Source organism: Amycolatopsis kentuckyensis (assembly GCF_002155975.1).
Classification (GTDB): domain Bacteria; phylum Actinomycetota; class Actinomycetes; order Mycobacteriales; family Pseudonocardiaceae; genus Amycolatopsis; species Amycolatopsis kentuckyensis.
The window spans coordinates 1-20,143 of record NZ_MUMI01000464.1 but is presented as its reverse complement, the minus strand read 5'-3'; the positions used below and the strand labels follow the sequence as shown (position 1 = coordinate 20,143).

Below are 20,143 nucleotides of genomic sequence, written 5' to 3'. Positions count from 1 at the left end.
GGGACGCCTTGACCGCGGCCGGAGTGCCCGCCGACCGGCTGCTGCTGGCCGCCCTCGGGCCCAGGATGCTGCGGCTGGCCGCGGTCAAGGCGTCCCGGTAGGACGCGACCTTCGCGACGGGCGAGGTGTATCCGGCGTCCTGTTCCCGGTGGCCGGCGCCGATCCCGATGACGAGCCGATCGGGGTGCCCGGCCGCGATCCGGTGATAGGAGTCCGCGACGGTGCCCGCGTCGGACTGCCACACGTTGAGCACGCTGGTGCCGACCACGATCCGGCTGGTGGCCTCGAGCAGCCGCTCCGCCTGGCCGAGATCGGCGGCCGGGGACGCGGCCAGCCAGATCGCGCCGTATCCGGCCTGCTCCAGGGCGACGGCCTGCGCCGCGGTCGCGTCGGCGGCGGCCACGTAGGCGCCCAGCGTTCCCAGTTCGATTGCCATGCCCCGACTTCAGCACCGGCCGGTGCGGCGAACCAGATCCGACCGGCCCGCGTTGCGATAAGCTCGCCTTATCGTCGATGGCACACCGGGCGGGAAACGATGGAGCTGCGGGCACTGCGCTATTTCGTCACCGTCGCCGACGAACTGCACTTCGGCCGGGCCGCCGAGCGGTTGCACATCGCGCAGCCGGCCGTCAGCCAGCAGGTCGCCCGGCTGGAACGGGAACTCGGCGTCCGGCTGCTCGACCGGTCGCCGCGGCGGGTCCGGCTCACCGCGGCCGGTCACCGGGTGCTCGACGCGGCGCGCAAGACGCTCGCCGCCGCCGAGCAGGTCCAGCTCGCCGCCGAAGACGTTCCGGCGACCGTGCGCATCGGCACCGCCGCCGGCCTGACCGCCCGCCTGGAGCGGGGGATCGACAGGCTGCGCGAGCGCGCACCCGAGTTCGACGTGGTGCTCGTCGATCTGCCGGTCGAAGCCCGGCTCAACGCTCTCCGGCACGGGGAACTCGACCTGGCGCTGGCTCGTGGCGTGCGGTCGGCGCCCGGGCTCACGGTGCTGCCGGCCTGGAGCGAACCCCTGCTCGCGGTGGTATCCAGGCGGCATCCGGCTGCGGATCGCGGCGCGGTCGGCCTCGCCGAGCTGGCCGGCCACACACTGCGGGTTCCCGCCCGCAAGCACGACCCGCCGGTGCACGACGCCGTCGTCGCGGCGCTGCACGACACCGGGTTGTGCCCGAGGGCCGGCCGGCCGGCGGGAACGCTCCAGGACACGATCGTCGAGGTCGGCTCGGATCCACGGAGCTGGACGGTGTTGCCCGCCGACCAGGCCGCCGAGATCCGCTCCACCCGGGTCCGGTCGATCCCGTTCGAGCCCGCGATCACGATTGCCGGCAGCGTCGTCGTGGCCGCGGACAGCCCGAGCGGCGCGACCGAGTGCGTCGTGACGGCCTTCCGCGACGACACGGCGGGCCGAAACGGACGCCGCGCCGGGTAGCGCAGCGACGGCGGTTCAGCTCCGATCCGATGAATCACGCGAAGAGCCGAATAGGCGCCGATCGCGTAGGCGATTGATTTTCCGTCACGGAAATGACATCGGCCGATCGGGTGATATCTGTCGCGGTGGCGTGATCGATTCGTCTTCCTGGGCATGAGCGTCGACGCCACTGATCAGGAATCACCTGTGAAAGCGCATGGCCCGCGGGTGCACTTGCCGTCCGAAGCAATGGCGGCCGGCGGTCGCCGTGCCGGCCGGCGGCTCGTCGAAGGCGAGTGAGTGTGACCAGTGACCGGGAAACCTGGCCCGTCGATCAAGGGAGGCCGTACCTCACCGAACTTTTCGAGCTCGTCGGTCCGCAGGTCCGGAGATATGCGTGCGTTCACAGCCGCCGTGCGGACCCGGACGACATCGTCGCCGAAACGGTACTGCGGCTCAGCCACCACCTCGACCGCAACCCCGATGTCGAGGCGGCGAACCTGGTTCCGGTGGCGCTGACGATCGCTCGCCATCTCGTGATCGATCAGTCGCGAACCGACCGCCGGGAGGTGTTGCTGCCGGCGGAGAGCCTGATCACCGTGCAAACCCTGCGGGAAGAGGATTTCGCGGACCGGCGTGCCGAGATCATCGACGCCCTGGACGCACTCCGCGCGCTCCCCGAAGACCTGCAAGTGGTCGTGACGCTGGTCTGCCTGGACGAACTCTCCCTACCGGAAACGGCGCGGATCCTGGGAATCAGCCTTCGGATGGTGCAGCGCCGTTACAAGAAAGGTCGAGAAAGGCTCCGGCGGGCTCTCGGCATCCACCGCTGAGATCACGTGAGCCGGCTGAGCGCAATGGACAGAACGAGCAAAGGAGCGGGGAGCATGGTTCTCGGATGGTTCGGCCGAACGGACGGCGAAATCGACGACGTCGAGCTCGACCGGCGCCTGGCGGATCTTCGGTGCGCGCTGGGCTCCGCGCCGTCGGAACGGGGTGGCCTCGGGGCCGACCACGCCGCGCGTCGCCGTCGGGCCGGTCGCCGGGAGCTCCTCGCCGTCAGCGGCCACGGCCCGGACGCGCGGCCGGCCGCCGTCGAGGTGCCGCTGTGGCTGGTGGGGTCGCGGCGGAAAGCCGGACGCCGCGACACCGCCGGGTACGACCTCGCCGCGGGCCACGGTCGGGCCTCCGGCAAGCGCCGGCAGCAGGCGGCCGCGGTCGTCTTGACGGTGGTGCTGGCCTTGTCGGCCGTCGTCGGCGGCTTCTACTGGTACCGCGGGTCCGGGCAACCGGCGGCGCCGCCGCCGATCACGGTCCGCGTGGGCGTACTGCCCCTCGTCGACGTCGCGGCCTTCTACCGCTCCGTCGACCAGGCGTACTTCCGCTCGGCCGGCCTGGACGTCCAGGTCATCACCGTGGCCAGCGGCCCGGAAGCGGTTCGCGGGCTTCAGACGGGCCGGATCGACATCGCGTTCAGCAGCTATCCGGGGATGTTCATGGCACAGGCCACCCACGCGGCCGACCTGAAGGTCATCGCACCGGCCTATGTCGCCAAACCCGGCCACCTGATGCTCGTCGGCGCACCGAACCGTTCCTTCACCCGGCCCGACCAGGCCGCGCACAAGCGGATCGGGGTCACCAGCCGGGGATCGATCTCGGACCTGCTCGCGATCTCGGAGATCCGGCAGGCCGGCGGAGATCCGGCCGACATCGACTGGAAGACCATGGACATGCGGGCGATGGTCCCGGCGATGCAGCGCGGCGAGATCGACGGCGCCGTCGTCGCCGAACCGTTCGTGACGAGGGCCGCCGAAGCCGGCGCGGTCCAGCTGCTCGATCTCGGGCTCGACCTGAACTTCGAGATCCCCATGTCCGGCTGGGTCGCCCCGGCGAGTTTCGCCGCGAGCCGGCCGGAGGTGATCGGCGCTTTCCAGCGGGCACTCGCCCGCGGCGTCGGCGACGTTCAGAACCGCGACGTCCGCGAGCAGGTGTTCCAGCAGTACCTGGGAATCGACGCCGGGACCGCCCGTGAGGTCCGGGTCGGCAGCTACCCCGCCTACGTGGACCTCGGCGACCTCCAGCGCGTCGCGGACCTGATGCTGAGCCAGAAGATGCTGTCCACGCCGTTCACCGTCACGACCATGCTCATGTCCGGGCGGCCGGGATCTTGACCGGCCACCCACCCGCGAAACCAGGAGAACAGATGCCCTACCGGAAGACCCCGGCCCCCCAGCGGGCCACCGAGCAAAGGATCAAGCCCATCGCGGACGCCATGCACTACACGATCCTCGCCGTCGACGTCGAACGCTTCAACGCTCCGGAACGGACCAATCTCCACCGGGTCGCCGTCCGATCCGGGCTGTACCGCGCGGTCGAGGAGGCCCTGACCACCTCGGGCGTCCGGTGGCAGGGCTGCCACCGCAGCGACCTCGGCGACGGGGTGCTCCTGCTGGCGCCGGGAGCGTATCCGAAGGCCGTCTTCGGGGAACGGGTCCCGCAGGAACTCGCGAAGAACCTGCTCGCGCACAACATCGCACACACCGCCGAAGAGCAGATCCGGCTGCGGATGGCGCTGCACGCGGGCGAGATAACCCGCGATGCGCACGGTTTCACCGGGTCGGCGATCATCCACACGTTCCGGCTCCTCGATTCCCGGGCGGTCAAGGACGCACTGTCGGTCTCGGAGGGGGACATCGCGGTCATCACGTCGAACTGGTTCTACGAAGAGGTCATCCGCCACATCCAGCTCGGCGATCCCGGGAGCTACACCTCGGTGTTCGCGGCCGTGAAGGAGACCACGACCCGGGCGTGGCTGCACCTCCCGGCCGTGCACGCATCCGCCGGCTGAGCCGCGGTCAGACCACGGTGAAGCTCGCCGAAAGCGTGGCCGCGGAGCTGGTGCCGACGTAGACCTCGATCTGCCCCGGCTCGACGCGGAACCGGGCGGTGTTGTCGTAGAAGCCGACGTCGTCCGGGGTGAGGGTGAACGAAACCGTCGTCGACGCGCCCGCGGCCAGCGTCACCCGCCGGAAGCCGCGCAGCCGCCGCACCGGCTGGACGATGCTCGCCACCGGGTCGCGCAGGTAGAGCTGGACGACCTCGTCGCCCGCGCGGCCGCCGGTGTTGGTGACGGTGGCGCTGACGTCGATCCGGCCGCCGCGAGCGGGCAGGCGCGGGCCCGACAGCCGCAGGCCGTCGACGCGGAACGTGGTGTAGGACAGGCCGTGGCCGAACTCGTAGAGCGGTCCGCTCGCCAGGTCGAGGTACTTGGACGTGTACTTGTTGGCCGGGTCGGCGGGGCGTCCGGTGTTCTCGTGGTTGTAGTAGACCGGGATCTGGCCGACCGCGCGCGGGAAGCTCACCGGCAGCTTGCCGCCCGGGTTCACCACGCCGAAGAGGACGTCCGCGATCGCGTGACCGCCCTGCACGCCGGGAGCCCACGCCTCGAGGATGGCGGGAGCGTTGTCGTGCAGGTACGGGATCGTCAGCGGGCGGCCGTTGACCAGCACGACCACGAAGGGTTTCCCGGTCTCCTCGATCGCGGCCACCAGCTGCTGCTGCACGCCGGGGAGGTCGATGGTGCTGCGGGCCGCCGCTTCGCCGCTCATCGCGGCGGTTTCGCCGACCACCACGACCGTCACGTCGGCGGCCCGCGCGGCCTGCTGCGCGGCGGCGAACCCACCGGTGTCCGTCCCGTCGACGGTGCAGCCGGGGGTGTAGCTCACGGTGGCGCCGGGCGCGGCCGCCTTGATCCCGTCGACGACGGTCACCGGCGGCGTCGTCCCGGCGCCGGTGCCGAGGCCCGCCCAGGTGCCGTTGAGGTCGTAGGTCGCCGCGCCGAGCGGCCCGACGACGGCGACCGAGCCGACGGTCTTCGCCAGCGGCAGCACGGGGCCGTCGTTCTTGAGCAGCACCATGCACCGCCCGGCGGCCTGCCGCGACGCGGCGAGCGCGGCCGCGGAAGGCGCTTTCACTTCGGCCGCTTCGTCGGCGTACGGGCGTTCGAACAGGCCGAGCCGGAACTTGACGAGCAGGATCCGGCGGACGGCGTCGTCGAGCTGGTCGCGGGTGATCCGGCGCTCGGCCAGCAGCCGCTCGGCGAAGCGGGCGTAGTTCGTGCTGACCATCTCCATGTCGACCCCGGCGGGGAGCGCGGCCGCCGCGGCGTCCGCGCCGTCGCCGGCCAGGCCGTGCAGGATCAGTTCCTCGATGCCGGTGTAGTCGCTGACGACGAACCCGCGGAAGCCGTAGGCGCCCTTGAGGAGGTCGTGCAGGACGTAGCCGTTGCCGTGGGCCGGGACACCGCTGATGGTGTTGAAGCTCGCCATGACGGTGGCGACGCCCGCTTCGACGCTGGCCTTGAACGGCGGCAGGTAGAGGTTGTGCAGCCGCTGCAGCGAGACGTCCACGGTGTTGTAGTCCCGCCCGCCTTCGGCCCCGCCGTAGGCGACGAAGTGCTTGGCGCAGGCGGCAACCCGGTCCGGCGCGGAGTAGTCGTTCCCCTGGTAGCCGCGGACCTTGGCGACGGCGAACTGCGTCGCCAGGTAGGGATCTTCGCCGTACCCCTCGGCGATCCGCCCCCACCGCGGCTCGTGGGTGACGTCCATCATCGGCGCGTAGGTCCAGTGGATGCCGCTGCTGCGCGCTTCCTTGGCCGAAACTCCGGCGTCGGTGCCCGCGACGGCGGGGTCGAAGCTCGCGCCCTGGGCGAGCGGGATCGGGAAGTTGGTGGTGTACCCGTGGATGACGTCGAGGCCGAAGATGAGCGGGATCTTCAGCCGGGTCTGCTCGACGGCGATGTGCTGCAGGGCGTTGAGCTTCGCGGCACCGACGACGGAGAAGACCCCGCCGAGCCGGCCACCGGCCAGGGCGGCGCGGGCGGTGGTCTCGTCGCCGACGAGCTGGAGCTGGCCGATCTTCTCGGCGAGGGTCATCTGCTTGAGCAGCGCCTCGACGCGGGGATCCCGGTCCGGTCGCCCGGTCTGTCCTTCGGCCGCGGGGGCGAGCAGCCCGGCGGAGGCAACGGAACCGGCGAGGCCGGCGAGCACCCGGCGCCGGTTCACCCCACCGTTGGCCGAAGTGTCGTGAGGCACCTGCTGCGACATGGCGGGGACCTTTCGCGGGGCGATGAGCGGTGGCGAACTCCTCTGATCGGTCAGGCGTGCCCAGCCTAGCCACGACCGAGGCGGACGGCCGCGTGGAACGGGCGGTGCGGGCGGCCCGCAGGGCCCTGAGCCGGAGAGGGGGACGACCAGCCGACGCGCGGAAGTGCACCGGCAAACCACGGCCGGTATTGCGGCTGACCGTGCCCGGCGGTGTGGGGAACCTGCCGCTCACCGGCCGGTGGGCTGGTTTTCGGTGGCGCGCGAGGGAAAACTTGCCGCTGGTTTGGTGGGGTGCGGTCGGGAGGTCGGCCGGTGTCGCCGTATAGCTGCCGCCCGCCCGGCCGGCAAGCCCCCGACCTCACCCCGCCGAGATGGTCAGCAGCGCCGCCTGCCCGGCCGGTACCGAAGCCGAGTAGCTGCCGGTGAACGTTCCCGCCGTGCGGGCCGCCCACACGTCGCGGACCTGGGCCGGGCCGCTCAGGCCCAGGTCCGTCCAGCGGGCCGTGATCGTCGCCGCTGTGCCGCCCCGGTTGAGCAGGACCACCGCTCGGCGGCCGGATCCCGAGAGCACCTTGCTGTACACCTGGTGCCCGGCCCGGTCGTCCGCCACCTTCACCCCCTGCTTGCCGAGGGGGTCCTGGTCGATCGCGATCACCTCGCGGTTGGTCAGCACCGCCCTGGTGTCGGCGGTCATCGTCGCCACGTTGTTGCCCGCCAGCAGCGGCGCTCCGGAAACGGCCCACAGCGCCAGGTGCGTGCGGTTCTGCGCCCCGCCGAAGCCCGGCATGCCGACGACCAGCATGTCCGGATCGTTGGAGTGGCCCGGGCTCTGCGCCGACGGGTGCTGGGCCGCGTCGAAGTTCGCCAGGACGCGGCTCATCGAGGCCTGCTCGCCGTAGTAGATGATGTCCTGGCTGGTGCGCCACAGGTTCGAGATGGCCGGCGCCCAGTTCCACGGCGCGCCGCTGCCCCATTCGCACACCGACAGGACCATCGGGCGGCCGGTCTGCGCGGTCGCCCGCTCGATCGCCGCGCTGATCGACTGGTACGTGCGGGCCTGGTCGAGGTGTTCGGCGCTGCCGCCGCACCAGTCCACCTTGACGTAGTCGAAGCCCCACCGGGAGAACTGCAGGAAGTCCTGGTCGTAGTGCCCTTCGCTGCCGCTGTTCGGCGCGGCCGGGCGGCCGGTCGGGTAGTAGTAGCCGCAGCCGTTCTTGCCCGCGTCCGTGTAGATGCCCGCCTTGAGGCCCTTGCCGTGCAGGTAGTCCGCGATCGCCTTCATGCCGCCCGGCCACTCGTTCAGGTCGACCGTGATGTTCCCCGAGGCGTCGCGCGTGCCCTGCCACCAGCCTTCGTCGATGTTGACGTAGGTGTAGCCGGCGTCCCGCATGCCCGACGACACCAGGGCGTCCGCCTGCGCCTTGATCACGTTCGCGGTGATCTTCGCCGCGAACGTGTTCCACGACGCCCAGCCCATCGGCGGCGCCGAAATCGGGGCGGCGGCCGCGACGGCGGGTGCCGCCGGCAGCACGCCCGAAGCCGCGACAGCCAGTGCGCAGGCCAGGGTCCGGGCCCGGCGCCGGCCGGGTGAGGCGTTTCCCATGCGGCTGACTCCCGTCGAAAACCGGTGCGGTCGTGAGGAGAAAGTGGCCGTTCGCGGCGGTGCCTGTCCAGCCCGTCCCGGGGGCGAAACGGCGGTGCGGCAGGGGGAGTACCCGCCGGGACCTGCGGCGGACGCGGGCCCGGCCCGGCCGGCGGCACCACCCGGCCGGCCCAGCGCGAAAGGTGAAACTTTCAGCGCGAAGCCGCGGCCACGGCGCGGGCGCGGTCGGCGAGCCGGGCGGTGGCGTGCAGGACCGTCACCACCGAGCCGAGAGCCACCGCCCGGTCCCCCAACTGTCCTTTGCGGACGGACACCTGCGCGCCCGCGAACGGAAGCGCGTCGCGCAGGAGGGCGCTGCGCAGCGGTGGGAGCAGGATTTCGTACGCCGCGGCCAGTTCCCCGCCGATGATCACCCGGTCCGGGTTGACCAGGTTGCCCAGGACGGCGATGGCGGTGCCGAGGCGGTGGCCCGCGTCGGTCAGCACCCGGACGCAGGCGCGGTCGCCCGCGACGGCGTGGCGGATCAGGTCGCCGGCCGCGAGTTCGGTGCCGTGGCGGGCGCGCAGCTGGTCCAGCAGCGTGGGCAGGCTGACGTAGGTCTCGAGGCAGCCCCGGTTGCCGCAGCGGCAGATCCGCCCGGAGGGGTCGACGGTCATGTGCCCGAACTCCGCCGCCGTGCCGCAGGAACCGCGGAACAGCCTGCCGCCCAGGACGAACCCAGCGCCGACACCCGTGCCGAGCTTGATGTAGACGGCGACCTGGGCGCCCTGGCCGGCGCCCCAGGTGACTTCGGCCAGCGCGCCGAGGTTGCCGACGTTGTCGACGATCACCGGCAGCCCGAGCAGCGCGCTGAGCTCCTCGGCCGGGCGCAGCCCGACCCAGCTCGGCGCGATGCTGGACGACCCGACCGTGCCGGTCAGCGTGTTGACCGGACCGGGCAGCCCGGCGCCGACGCCGATCACTTTGCCGGTCTTGATCCCCGCGGTGGCGAGCGCGTCCCGCGCCAGCGCGGCGGCGATCCGCAGCGAGTCGCGCGCGTCGTGGTCCCGGTCGAGCGGGCGGAGCTGCTCGGCGAGCACCGTGTGCGCCAGGTCGGCGACGATCACGCGGATGTGGGTGTGCCCGAAGTCGATGCCGACGACCGCGCCGGCCGACGGGTTGAGGGTGAGCAGGGTGCCCGGCCGGCCCTGTTTCGGCGGCCCGCCGGCGCCCGGGCTGCCGCTCTCCACGATCAGGCCGTCCTGGTACAGCGCGCCGACGACGTTCGACACCGTCGCCCGCGAAACGTTCAGCAGCCGGGCGATGTCCGCCCGGGTCAACGGGCCGCGGGTGCGCAGGAGCTCGACGACCCGTTCGTGGTTCCCCGGGCGCGCTCCCGGGTGCTGTGTCGCCACATCCGAGGTGTACCCGGCCGGCGCCGGGCCGGCAAGGGCTGAACCCGTTCGACGGCATTCGACGGCGGATCACGACTTTCCGGGCACTTTTGTTCAGCCCGTTGACACATTGGGGCGCCTGGTTCCAGCATCAATGCTGCCGAGCAAACGGTCAAAAGATCACCGGACGCTCCGCGGCTAACCCGTTCGAACCCACTCGCCCGAGGATGTGCGAATGTGACCAAGAACCGGTATCCCGGCCCCCGTCGCGCCGATCCCCGCTAGCGCCGTCGCCCGCCGATGCCCTCGGCGAGCGAGGATTGCCTTTCCGGCAAAATGTTAGCGTTAACAGTGCGTTTTTCGCACTGCTTTCCCGACAACGGGGACCGAGCGGAAGCGCCCCGGTGCGTGCCGTCCCCACGGAGGTGACCATGACCGTTCTCGACCTTCCCGATCCGCGGCCGACCCTGGCCGACGTGGCCCGGGCCGCCGGTGTCTCGTCGGCCACGGCGTCCCGCGTGCTCAACGGATTCCCGCAGGTCCGCGCCCAGACCCGGCGCCAGGTCGAACAAGCCGTGCGCACCCTCGGGTACGTCCGGCAGCGCGCGGCCCGGGCGGGGGAGGGGCGGCGGACGGGCACGGTGGCCGTCGTGATGTGCGAGGACGGCCTGCGCATGTTCTCCGATCCGTTCTTCGGCCGCATCATGGGCGGCATCAACCGCGAGTTCACCGCGGCGGGCGTGCAGGCCGTGGTGCTGATGATGCAGGCGGCGGCCCAGGCCACGACCTTCCGCTACCTCGGCGCGGGGCACGTCGACGGGGCGCTGTTCGTGAGCACGCACGCGCGGTGCACGACGGCGTTGTCCCACGCGGACTTCCCGGTCGTCAGCGCCGGCCGGCCGATGGTCCCCGACCCCGGCCGGTACACCTACGTGGACGTGGACAACCGCGGGGGCGCCGAAGCCGCGGTGCGCCACCTCCAGGCCGCCGGGCGGCAGCGGATCGCGACCGTCGCCGGCCCGAAGGACATGGCGCCGGGCCGGGACCGGCTCGCCGGCTACGTCGCCGCGGTCGCGGGATCGGGCGTCGTCGACGCGGGATCGGTGGCCCACGGCGACTTCGGGCAGGCCTCCGGCGAACACGCGATGCGGCGCCTGCTGGATCGGCGACCGAAGCTGGACGCGGTGTTCGTGGCATCCGACGTCATGGCGGTCGGCGTGCTGCGGGCCCTGCGCCGCGCCGGCCGCCGCGTCCCGGACGACGTCGCGGTCGTCGGCTTCGACAACGCGCCGGTCGCGCGCACCACGGACCCGCCGTTGACGACGGTGAGCCAGCCGGTCGAGGCCCTCGGCGCCCGCTCGGCGGGAGAACTGCTCGCGCTCCTCGACGGCACGGCCGTCCAGCCGCGGCGGGTGGTGCTGGGCACGACGCTCGTCGTCCGGGAGTCGGCCTGAGAGGGGGTGCGGCCGACGGCCGCACCCCCTCTCGGGGTGCGCCACCGTGGTGTTCCGAGGGCGGGGTGCCCCGCCCTCGGCGCCGGTGGGAGGCGGGAACTCGCCAGAGTGTTAGCATGTTACTGAGCGGTCGCTTAGTGATCTTGTTCACGAGCCGCCCGGAACGGCGGTCGGCCGCCCGGGCCTTCGGCGATCCGGGTGCCCAGGTCGGAGCCGCTTCTCACAGCGGGATGGCGGGTGGCTGACGAGCGTCGCGAACGACGGTGTTGCCCACGTCAAGGTGAACATCGCCGGTCGCTGTGGTGACCTCGAAGTGACCGAAGCCGTTGCGTGGATGACCGATGAGGGGTGGGCAGCGTGCCGGGACGAACCAGAGGGGACCTCTGCGGTGGCACGGCCGTGGTGCTGCCGGACCCGGCGCGCTCGATCGGCGTGCTCACCTCGACCCTGACCACGCTCGGCAACAGCCGGACCCTCGACGCCATCGCGCGGGCGGCCGCGGCCGAGGGGTACGCGATCAAGCTGATGCCGCTGGGCAAACCGACCCGCGAGGCGGTCACCGACGCCTTCCGGGAGCTGCGGAACCACGACGTCGACGGGCTGGCCGTGCTCGTCGAAGAATACGACCTGGATTGGCCCGGAATCGTTTTCCCGGAGGACATCCCGGTGGTGGTCGTCGATTCGAACGCGCGGGCCGGTTATCCGACGGTCGACACCGATCAGGCGCAGGGTGCGGTGCTGGCGACCGAGCACCTGCTCAACCTGGGGCACGAGACGGTGTGGCACATCGCGGGGCCGTCGGATTCGTTCGCGGCCGAACACCGGGAACGGGCCTGGCGGCGCACGCTGGCGCGGTTCGACCGGACGGTCCCGGTGCCGGTGGTGGGGGACTGGACGGCCGAGTCGGGGTACACACTGGGCCGGGTGCTGGCCCACGACCCGGCGGTCACCGCGGTCTTCTCGGCCAACGACCAGATGGCCTTGGGGTTGCTGCGGGCGCTGCACGAATCCGGCCGTTCGGTGCCGGGCGAGGTCAGCGTGGTCGGGTTCGACGACATGGCCGAGGCCGGGAGCTTCTGGCCGCCGCTGACCACCGTCCGGCAGGCGTTCGGCGAACTCGGCGACCAGGTGGTGCGGACGCTGGTCGGCGAGATCAGGTCGGGAGTCCGGGCGGCGACCCTGGAACGGGTTCCGGTGTCGCTGGTGGTCCGGGGCAGCACCGGCCCGCCGCCGTGGTGATCCGCGCCGGCGTGAGAAACACGTGAAGCGTTCCGCGGTTCCCTGGTTTTTGCTCGCTCTTCGCGATTGAATACATCGAATCGTGCGACCGCGTGTTGACACGACGGCCGGCGCAAACGGATGCTCGGCGTACCGGCCGAAAGGCCGAACCCCCGGATCGACAAAGGGAGAAAGCCGAGTCATGACCACCGTGCCGGCGACACCTCCCGTTGCGTCCTGATGGAGCCGGAACTCCTCGAGATCACCGTCACCGTTCCCCACACCCCCGCGGCGGTGTGGACGATCGTCGGCAGCCCGCAGCTCTACCCGCGGTTCGTCCGCGGGATCACCGCGTGCGAGCCGGTTTCCGAGGCGACCGGCCGGGGCGCCCGCTACCGGTACCGCGCCGGCGGCGAGGGCGAGGCCGAGATCTTCGTCCACCGCCGGGACGAGCACCTGGCCTGGTCCGGCCGCCGGCACCGGATGTCCGTCGTGCTGCGCGCGGTACCCGAAGGCTGCGCGATCACCCTCCTGCTCACCCTGCTCGACGGCCGGTCGCCGGCCCTCCCGCGGATCCGGCAGCGGATCCTGGACGCGGTCGCGGCGATCAGCGACCACCTCGGCGGCGTCCCCGCGGCCGATCCGCTGCCGCCCCGCCCGTCGAAGCGCGAGCTGGCGCGGATCCTGGTCCGGGCCGGTGTCCTCACCCCGGCCCAGCCCACCGGGACGCTGCGGCAGCTGAGGGCGGTGGGCCGCTGGGGCTCGACCCTGGCCGGCGGCTACGAGGCGGTGGCCCGCCGCGCGCCGGAGTCCCTCGCGCTGTGCGACGAGCGCTCCGAGCGGACCTTCGGCGAGGTCGACGACCGCACCACCCGGCTGGCCGGGGTGCTGAAGCGCTACGACATCACCGAGGGGTCGCGGGTACTCCTGATGTGCCGCAACCACAACGCGATGGTCGAGGCGATGATCGCCTGCAGCAAGCTGGGTGCGGACGTGGCCCTGATGAACACCGGGCTGGCCCTAGGGCAGGCGGCGGAGTTCACCCTGCGGCACGGCTCCCAGCTCGTCCTCGCCGACGCCGAGTTCGCCGCCCTGCGCGGGCAGCTGCCGCCGGAGATCCCGCAGCTGTGGACCTGGCCACCCGGCAACGGGTGGCACGGGCCGACGATCGAAGAACTGATCGAAGCGCAGGAACCCGCCCGGATCGCCCCGCCGGCCAAGCCCGGCCGGCTCGTCGTGCTCACTTCGGGCACGTCCGGCCCGCCGAAGGGCGCGCGCCGCCCGACGCCGAACAACGTCGCCGACTCCGCCGCGGTGCTGTCGGAGATCCCGCTGCGGGCGGGGGAACCGATCCTGGTCGCCGCCCCGCTGTTCCACACCTGGGGCCTGGCCGCGCTCCAGCTCGGCATGGCGCTGCGGGCGGGCCTGGTGCTGCCCCGGCGGTTCGACCCCGAAGCGACGTTGTCGATGATCGAGCGGCAGCGGTGCACGGCGCTGTTCGCGGTGCCGACGATGCTGCGGCGGCTGCTGGACCTGCCGGAGCAGACCCGGGCGCGCTACGACCTGTCCTCGCTGCGCGTGGTCGCCAGCTCCGGCGCGGGCCTGCCGGGCCGGCTGGGCGAGGAGTTCATGGACGCGTTCGGCGACATCCTCTACAACCTGTACGGCTCGACGGAGGTCTCCTGGGCGGCGATCGCCGGCCCCCGCGACCTCCGCGCGGCCCGGGGAACGGCGGGCCGTCCCCCGATCGGCACGGCGATCCGCGTCCTGGACCGGGCGGGCAACCCGGTCCCACCCGGCGCGACGGGCCGCCTGTACGTCGGCAACCGCCTGCTGTTCGACGGGTACACCGACGGAGCGCAGCTGGACGTCCGCGACGGCCTGATGGACACGGGCGACCGCGGCTACGTCGACGCGAACGGCCTGCTGTTCGTCCAGGGCCGCGAGGACGAGATGATCGTGTCCGGCGGCGAGAACGTGGCCCCGGCGCCGGTGGAGGAAATCCTGCTGAGCCTGCCGGAGGTCCGCGAGGCGGCGGTGGTCGGAGTCCGCGACGCCAAGTACGGCCAGCGCCTGGCGGCTTACCTGGTGCTGGTCCCGGGGGCCCAGCTGGACGCGGACACGGTGCGCTCGCACGTGCGCGAGCGGCTGGCGCGGTTCGCGGTGCCGCGGGATGTCGTGTTCGTCGACGAGCTGCCCCGCAATGCGACCGGGAAAGTGGTGAAGCGGGCGCTGCGCCGCAACTACCGCTGGTGACCGGCCTGCCCCGCGGCGGCTCCTGTGGCAGGGTCGGGTGTGGACGACCGCACCCGGCCCGCGGAGGAGCTGATGGTACACAAAGGACAGACCAGGCTGTTCGACCCGTTGACGACGAAAGGGACGGCCTTCAGCCGTGCCGAACGCGCCGACCTGGGACTGCTCGGTCTGCTGCCGTACGCGGTGAAATCCCTGGACGACCAGGTCGCCCACACCTACCAGGAGTTTTCCCGCCGCCGGGACGATCTGGACAAGCACATCTACCTGCGAGCCCTCCAGGACCGCAACGAAACGCTGTTCTACCGGCTCCTCGCCGAGCACGTCGAAGAAATGCTGCCGATCGTCTACACGCCCACGGTCGGCGAGGCGTGCGAACGGTTCAGCGACATCTACCGCCGCCCGCGCGGCCTGTTCGTCTCCTACCCCGATCGGGGCCGGCTCGAGGAGGTGCTCCGGAACCGGCCGAACGAGGACGTCGACGTCATCGTCGTCACCGACGGGCAGCGCATCCTCGGCCTCGGGGACCAGGGGATCGGCGGGATGGGGATCCCGATCGGGAAACTTTCGCTGTACACCCTCATCGGCGGCATCGATCCGGCCCGCACGCTGCCGGTCGTGCTGGACGTCGGGACCGACAACGTCGAACGGCTCGAAGATCCGAACTACCTCGGGTGGCGCCACCGCCGGATCGGTGACGACGAGTACTACGCCTTCGTCGACGAGTTCGTCACGGCGGTCCGCGCGGAACTGCCGGACGTGCTCCTCCAGTGGGAGGACTTCGCGACGTCGCACGCCTTGCCGATCCTCGAGCGCTACCGCGGCGAACTGCTCACCTTCAACGACGACATCCAGGGCACCGCCGCGGTCACGCTCGGCGCGCTGCACGGCGCGGCCGAGACAGCGGGACGGCCCCTGTCACAGCAGCAGGTCGTCATGCTCGGCGCGGGCTCGGCCGGCATCGGCGTGCTGGAAATGATCCGCCAGGAAATGGTGGTGCAGGGGCTCTCCGACGCCGAAGCCGCCGAACGCATCTGGGTGGTCGACATCGACGGGCTGCTCACCGACGACCGGACCGGGCTTTCGGACGGGCAGCGCCGGTTCGCGCAACCGGCGAAGCGCGTCCGGGACTGGAACGGCACCGGACTGGCCGACGTCGTCCACCACGTCGACGCCGGGGTGCTGCTCGGCCTGTCGACGGCGGCCGGCGCGTTCACCGAGGACATCGTGCGCGAACTGGCGGCCAAGACCGACCGGCCGATCATCTTCCCGCTCTCCAACCCCACCAGCCGCGCCGAAGCGCACCCGCGCGAGCTCGACGAGTGGACCGACGGCCGGGCCCTCGTCGCGACCGGCTCCCCGTTCGCGCCGGTCGAGCGGCACGGGCGGAAACGCCGGATCGCGCAGTGCAACAACGTCTACATCTTCCCCGCGATCGGGCTGGCGGTGACGGCCGTCGGCGCCACCCGGGTCACCGACGCGATGATGCGCGTGGCGGCCAAGACCCTCGGCGAGGCGTCCCCGGCGCTGGCCGACCCGGACGAACCGCTGCTGCCCGCGTGGACCGACGTCCCGGAGATCGCGACCCGCATCGCGACCGCGGTCGCCGTCCAAGCGGTCGCGGACGGCGTCGCGCCGGAGCAGAGCGAAGACGAAGTCGCGAAGGCGGTGCGGGAGAGCCGGTGGACTCCCGGATACCGGTAGCGGTCAGGCCGGGCAGCTGACGTCGTGCTCCGGCGCCGCCAGCGCCAGCAGGTAGCGGTCCACGGCCGACCGGGTGCAGGTGTTCCGGTCGAAGACCCCGTGGCCCGAGCCCTCGTACGTCAGCAACGTCGTGTTCGCCGGGGCCTGGCGGTGGATGGCGAGGGCCCAGGCGTACGGCGTCGCCGGGTCGTGGCGGGAGTTCAGCAGGAGGATCCGCGGCGCTCGCGGGACGCTCAGCCGGTGCGGCGGGTTCGACGGCGGGCCCTGGACGCCCAGGCACGCCATCGCTTCGCCGTGGCTCAGCGTGCTGCCGCGCATGAGCGGCCCGCGGCGCAGCTCTTCGGCGTGCAGCACCGAGTACTGCGCGAAACTCCGGATCCGGAGGTCGAAGTCCTGGCAGACGACGGCCAGGCGGATGGATTCGTAGTTGTAGGAGAACTGCGCGGTCATCGGCGGATTGCCGGCGGCGGCGTCGGCGATCGCCTGGCCCAGGTCGTCCCAGACCGGGTGGTACATGTCCTTCAGCACCCGGTCGCGCAGTTCGCTCTGCGCCCGGGGCACCGCGGCGGTCATCGCGAGGGCCTTTTCCCAGGCGGCGAAGACGTCCTGGCCGTGCAGCGCGCAGGTCGTCGTCCGGTCGCACCACGCGGCGAACTGGCGGAACGCGTCGTCCGCGGCGGCGGCCCGGTCGCCGAGGAACCGGCCGAGGCCGGCGCTGTGGTCGATGGAGCTGTCGAGCACCAGCGCCCGCACCCGGTCGCCGTGCTCTTCGGCGTACTGCTGGCCGAGCAGCGTGCCGTAGGAGATGCCGAAGAAGCTGATCCGCGCTTCGCCCAGCGCGCGGCGGACCGCGTCCATGTCCTGGGCGTTGACGCCGGTGTCGGCGTGGTCGAAGACGGGGAGGTTGCGGGCCCGGCACGCGGAGATCTTGTGCTCGCTGTAGGTCCGCAGCGCCGCGAACTCGGCCGGCCCGGCCGGCTCGTCGCTCGGCGCCTCGCCCGTGTTCTCGCACTCGATGAACGCACTGCGGCCGGTGCCGCGCACGTCGAAGCCGACGACGTCGAACCGGGCCCGGACCTCCGGGCTGAACACGCTCGGCGTCACGGCGAGTTCCGCGTTCGACGAGCCGGGGCCGCCGAAATCCGCCAGCAGCACCCCGAGGCGGTGTGCGGAATCCGTGGCGCGGTGCCGGGCCACCGCGAGGGAGATCGACGGCCCGTGCGGTGAACGCCAATCGAGCGGCACCCGCAGCGTGCCGCACTCGCCGTCCGGCGGAGCGGGGTTGTCCGGGTCGTCGGGGCAGGCGGTCCAGACGATCGGTGACGGCGTCCAGCCGGCGTCGGCCACGGCGGGCGCGGCGCCGGTCAGCAGAAGTGCGCTCGCCAGAACGGTTCCCAGCACCCGAGGCTCCTCCCCGCGACGACCCGGACCCCGCCGACCGTAGGGCGCCCGGGTCTGGACCACAAGGGCCGATCGGTCAGTGGGAGCGTTCCCGGATGCCGGCCAGCTCGGCGGGCGGCGGGCCGGGGTGCAGGATCCCCAGCTGCCGGGTGGCGCGGGTCATGGCGACGTAGAGATCGTTGTGCCCCAACGGACCGGCGAGGATCGCGGCCGGGTCGACGACGATCACGACGTCGAATTCCAGGCCCTTGGCCTGCCGGGGGCTCAGCACGACGACGGGGTCGGTGAGGTCGGGTGGCGTGCGCACCGGCACGGCCGCCGTGATCCGGTCGTGGTGCGCCGCCGGGGCGATGATCGCCAGCCGGCCGTCCTCGTGGCCGCCGGCGAGCTCCGCGAGGACACCGGGCAGCTCCGCGACCGCGGTGCGCCGCCGCCACGGGTGTTCCCCGGTGCGGCGGACGGACCGGGGCGGCCGGAGACCGGGGTGGTGGGCGGCGAACAACCCGGCGGTGGCCGCCATGATCTCCGCCGGCGTGCGGTAGTTCACGGTCAGCTCCGCCAGCCGCCATCGACCGTCCACATGCGACCCCGGCCCGTCGTCCCGCCCGGAACTGTCGGTGGTCCCCGGTAAGCTGGAAGCCGGGGGGCGGAGGCCCGCCCACGACGTCGCACCGGCCGGGTCGCCGGTCTGCGCGAGATCGCCGACGACGGTCATCGACCGGGTCGGGCACCGCCGCAGCAGCATCCGCCACGCCATCGCGGACAGTTCCTGCGCCTCGTCGACGACCACGTGCCCGAACGTCGCACCGGCGAGGTCGCCGAGCACGGCGGCGGCCTCGTCGAGCAGCGGCACGTCCGCCGCGCTCCAGGAGCCGCCGGGGACGCCGAGCAGGTCGGCCACCACCTCCGGCGCGGTCAGCGGCGGCCACACCTCGTCCAGCACGGCCGTCACCTCCGCGTCCGCCAGCAGTGCGGTGCGCAGCCGGGCCGCGTCGGTCTCGTCGAGCAGCTGCCGCGGGCCGTCCTGGCCGGGGTCGACCACGACGCCGGCGGCGGCCAGCGCACGCAGGTCGGCGTCGCTGAGCCGGCCGTCGGCGCTGCCGCCGTCGAGGGCCTCGCCGGTCTCGGTGAACACGACGTTCTCCATGCGGTCGAGCAGGTCCCGCGCGAGCGCGGCGACGATCCGCTGCTGGAAGTCGAGCCGCGCCTGGTTGTGCGGCAACCCCGTGCGCGCCGCCGCGTCGATGGCCTCCCGGCACGTGCGCGGGTCCAGCACCAGCGTTTCCTGTTCGAACGCGATCCCGACCGGCTCGGCAGGCGGCCGCACCCGGGCCCGCACCGCGGCCGCGATCCGGCCGGCCATCTCGGCCCGGCCCTTGGCGACGGCGCTCTCGGGCGGGTCCGTCCGGCCGATGCGGAGGCCCGGGTGCAGGCCGGCGACGGTCGACGTCACCACGGCGTGCTCGCCCAGGCCGGGCAGGACCTGCCCGATGTAGGTCAGGAAGACCTGGCTCGGGCCGACGACCAGGACGCCGCGGCCGCGCAGGTGCGGACGGGTGTAGAGCAGGTAGGCCAGGCGGTGCAGCGCGACGGCGGTCTTGCCGGTGCCGGGGCCGCCCTGCACGACCAGGACGCCGGGGTGGTCGTCGCGGATGATCCGGTCCTGCTCGGCCTGCAGCGTGGTGACGATGTCGCGCATCCGGCCGGTGCGCTCGGCGGTCAGGGCCGCCATCAGCGCGCCGTCTCCGACCAGGGCGTCTTCCGTTTCGGCGTCCAGCAGCTCGTCGTCGAGCGCGACGACCTTCCGGTCGCGGGTGGTGATGCGGCGCCGCCGCCGCACGCCGTGGGCGTCGGCCATGGTCGCGGTGTAGAACGGCCGGGCCGCGGGCGCGCGCCAGTCGAGCAGCAGCGGCTCGTCGTCGCGGAACAGCCCGAGCCGCCCGACGTGGAGGCGGCTGCCGTCCTGCAGGTCGAGGCGCCCGAAGCACAGCCCGTCTTCCGCGGCCTCCAGCCGGCGCAGTTCCGCCTGCCAGAAGGGCGCGCCGGCGGGGTCCGCCGCGGCCAGCCGAGCCTGTTCGCGCAGCGCGTCCGCTTCGGCATACAGGGTGGTCAGGTATTCCTGTTCGACGTCGATTTCGTTCCTGGCGGGCACGCCTGAGCTCCCCTTGTCATCCGGTGATCGGTGACATCGAGGGTGCACGGAGATTCGGCCGGAAAACAGTCTTGTTCTTTCCGGCGGCTTCAGCCGCGCCTGCCGTATTCGGTCGTCAGGCGGCGGCTTTCCTGCGCGGAGCGCGCTTTCGAGGCGACGACGCGGACGATTCCGCGTTGTCGCCGTGCACCCGCTCGAAGGCGGCGACGACTTCGGAGGAGAGCCGGCCCCGCTCGGAGACGTCGAAGCCGTTCGCGTTCGCCCAGGCCCGGATCCGCTGGTTGCGCTCGCGATCGGAGGCGGTGGTCGACTGGCCGGTGGCCACCCGCACCTTGCGCCCCCCGACCCGGCGGCCGGCGCCGATGTACCGGGCCAGTTCGCCGCGCAGGGCGGTCGCGTTCCGGTCCGAAAGGTCGATTTCGAAGGTGACGCCGTCGAGGCTGAACTGGACGGTCTGGGCGGCGGTGCTGCC

At 72.5% G+C, this 20,143-nt stretch carries 15 protein-coding genes; 8 read left to right on the top strand and 7 right to left on the bottom strand.

Annotation, left to right across the window (positions count from 1 at the left end; all coding sequences use genetic code 11):
- Positions 1-436, bottom strand: a 436-nt coding sequence (locus tag CCN39_RS37105) for an LLM class flavin-dependent oxidoreductase (RefSeq protein WP_143264285.1), incomplete at its 3' end; no start/stop codon positions are given.
- A gap of 99 nt (positions 437-535) precedes the next feature.
- Here CCN39_RS37105 and CCN39_RS37100 point away from each other — a divergent pair.
- From CCN39_RS37100 to CCN39_RS37085, 4 genes are all read left to right on the top strand, one after another.
- Positions 536-1,429, top strand: coding sequence for a LysR family transcriptional regulator (locus tag CCN39_RS37100; protein ID WP_086850077.1), 894 nt, complete (start codon positions 536-538; stop codon positions 1,427-1,429).
- 281 nt (positions 1,430-1,710) lie between these two features.
- On the top strand, positions 1,711-2,241 hold the full coding sequence (locus CCN39_RS37095) for an RNA polymerase sigma factor (RefSeq protein WP_158104581.1): 531 nt from the start codon (positions 1,711-1,713) through the stop codon (positions 2,239-2,241).
- Positions 2,242-2,295: 54 nt separating this feature from the next.
- A complete protein-coding gene (locus CCN39_RS37090; RefSeq protein WP_158104580.1) occupies positions 2,296-3,579 on the top strand; it encodes an ABC transporter substrate-binding protein in 1,284 nt (427 codons plus the stop codon).
- Between the two features lie 32 nt (positions 3,580-3,611).
- The gene (locus CCN39_RS37085) at positions 3,612-4,256 is read left to right on the top strand and encodes a hypothetical protein (protein ID WP_086850072.1); all 645 of its coding nucleotides are present in this window, start codon (positions 3,612-3,614) and stop codon (positions 4,254-4,256) included.
- A gap of 7 nt (positions 4,257-4,263) precedes the next feature.
- Here CCN39_RS37085 and CCN39_RS37080 read toward each other — a convergent pair whose 3' ends face one another.
- The 3 genes from CCN39_RS37080 to CCN39_RS37070 form a co-directional block, all read right to left on the bottom strand.
- Positions 4,264-6,513: a glycoside hydrolase family 3 N-terminal domain-containing protein gene (locus tag CCN39_RS37080; protein WP_244211172.1), complete on the bottom strand. Its 2,250-nt coding sequence runs from the start codon at positions 6,511-6,513 to the stop codon at positions 4,264-4,266.
- Positions 6,514-6,871: 358 nt separating this feature from the next.
- Positions 6,872-8,116: a glycoside hydrolase family 27 protein gene (locus CCN39_RS37075; protein WP_086850070.1), complete on the bottom strand. Its 1,245-nt coding sequence runs from the start codon at positions 8,114-8,116 to the stop codon at positions 6,872-6,874.
- A 191-nt stretch (positions 8,117-8,307) separates the two neighbouring features.
- Positions 8,308-9,510 (bottom strand): ROK family transcriptional regulator, encoded by a 1,203-nt coding sequence (locus CCN39_RS37070; RefSeq protein ID WP_086850068.1) that lies wholly within the window; start codon positions 9,508-9,510, stop codon positions 8,308-8,310.
- A gap of 410 nt (positions 9,511-9,920) precedes the next feature.
- Between CCN39_RS37070 and CCN39_RS37065 the strand changes: the two genes are divergently transcribed.
- The 4 genes from CCN39_RS37065 (at position 9,921) to CCN39_RS37050 (ending at position 16,118) form a co-directional block, all read left to right on the top strand.
- Positions 9,921-10,943: a LacI family DNA-binding transcriptional regulator gene (locus tag CCN39_RS37065; protein WP_086850066.1), complete on the top strand. Its 1,023-nt coding sequence runs from the start codon at positions 9,921-9,923 to the stop codon at positions 10,941-10,943.
- A gap of 357 nt (positions 10,944-11,300) precedes the next feature.
- Positions 11,301-12,182, top strand: a complete 882-nt coding sequence (locus tag CCN39_RS37060) for a substrate-binding domain-containing protein (protein ID WP_244211171.1) — start codon at positions 11,301-11,303, stop codon at positions 12,180-12,182.
- 219 nt (positions 12,183-12,401) lie between these two features.
- Complete coding sequence (locus tag CCN39_RS37055; RefSeq protein ID WP_086850062.1) at positions 12,402-14,417, top strand: AMP-binding protein; 2,016 nt, start codon at positions 12,402-12,404, stop codon at positions 14,415-14,417.
- Positions 14,418-14,489: 72 nt separating this feature from the next.
- The gene (locus tag CCN39_RS37050) at positions 14,490-16,118 is read left to right on the top strand and encodes an NAD-dependent malic enzyme (RefSeq protein WP_086850079.1); all 1,629 of its coding nucleotides are present in this window, start codon (positions 14,490-14,492) and stop codon (positions 16,116-16,118) included.
- Between the two features lie 3 nt (positions 16,119-16,121).
- Here CCN39_RS37050 and CCN39_RS37045 read toward each other — a convergent pair whose 3' ends face one another.
- The 3 genes from CCN39_RS37045 to CCN39_RS37035 all read right to left on the bottom strand — a co-directional run.
- The gene (locus tag CCN39_RS37045) at positions 16,122-17,519 is read right to left on the bottom strand and encodes an alpha/beta hydrolase (protein WP_086850060.1); all 1,398 of its coding nucleotides are present in this window, start codon (positions 17,517-17,519) and stop codon (positions 16,122-16,124) included.
- Positions 17,520-17,595: 76 nt separating this feature from the next.
- On the bottom strand, positions 17,596-19,671 hold the full coding sequence (locus tag CCN39_RS37040) for a HelD family protein (protein ID WP_086850058.1): 2,076 nt from the start codon (positions 19,669-19,671) through the stop codon (positions 17,596-17,598).
- Between the two features lie 115 nt (positions 19,672-19,786).
- A partial coding sequence (locus tag CCN39_RS37035) for a histone-like nucleoid-structuring protein Lsr2 (protein ID WP_086850056.1) occupies positions 19,787-20,143 on the bottom strand: 357 nt, incomplete at its 5' end.

Bases quoted from the DNA above. Each gene is read 5' to 3' on its own strand.
- CCN39_RS37080 (WP_244211172.1), bottom strand. From the start codon at position 6,513: ATGTCGCAGCAGGTGCCTCACGACACTTCGGCCAACGGTGGGGTGAAC.
- CCN39_RS37065 (WP_086850066.1), top strand. From the start codon at position 9,921: ATGACCGTTCTCGACCTTCCCGATCCGCGGCCGACCCTGGCCGACGTG.
- CCN39_RS37075 (WP_086850070.1), bottom strand. From the start codon at position 8,116: ATGGGAAACGCCTCACCCGGCCGGCGCCGGGCCCGGACCCTGGCCTGC.
- CCN39_RS37090 (WP_158104580.1), top strand. From the start codon at position 2,296: ATGGTTCTCGGATGGTTCGGCCGAACGGACGGCGAAATCGACGACGTC.
- CCN39_RS37050 (WP_086850079.1), top strand. From the start codon at position 14,490: ATGGTACACAAAGGACAGACCAGGCTGTTCGACCCGTTGACGACGAAA.
- CCN39_RS37055 (WP_086850062.1), top strand. From the start codon at position 12,402: ATGGAGCCGGAACTCCTCGAGATCACCGTCACCGTTCCCCACACCCCC.
- CCN39_RS37085 (WP_086850072.1), top strand. From the start codon at position 3,612: ATGCCCTACCGGAAGACCCCGGCCCCCCAGCGGGCCACCGAGCAAAGG.
- CCN39_RS37100 (WP_086850077.1), top strand. From the start codon at position 536: ATGGAGCTGCGGGCACTGCGCTATTTCGTCACCGTCGCCGACGAACTG.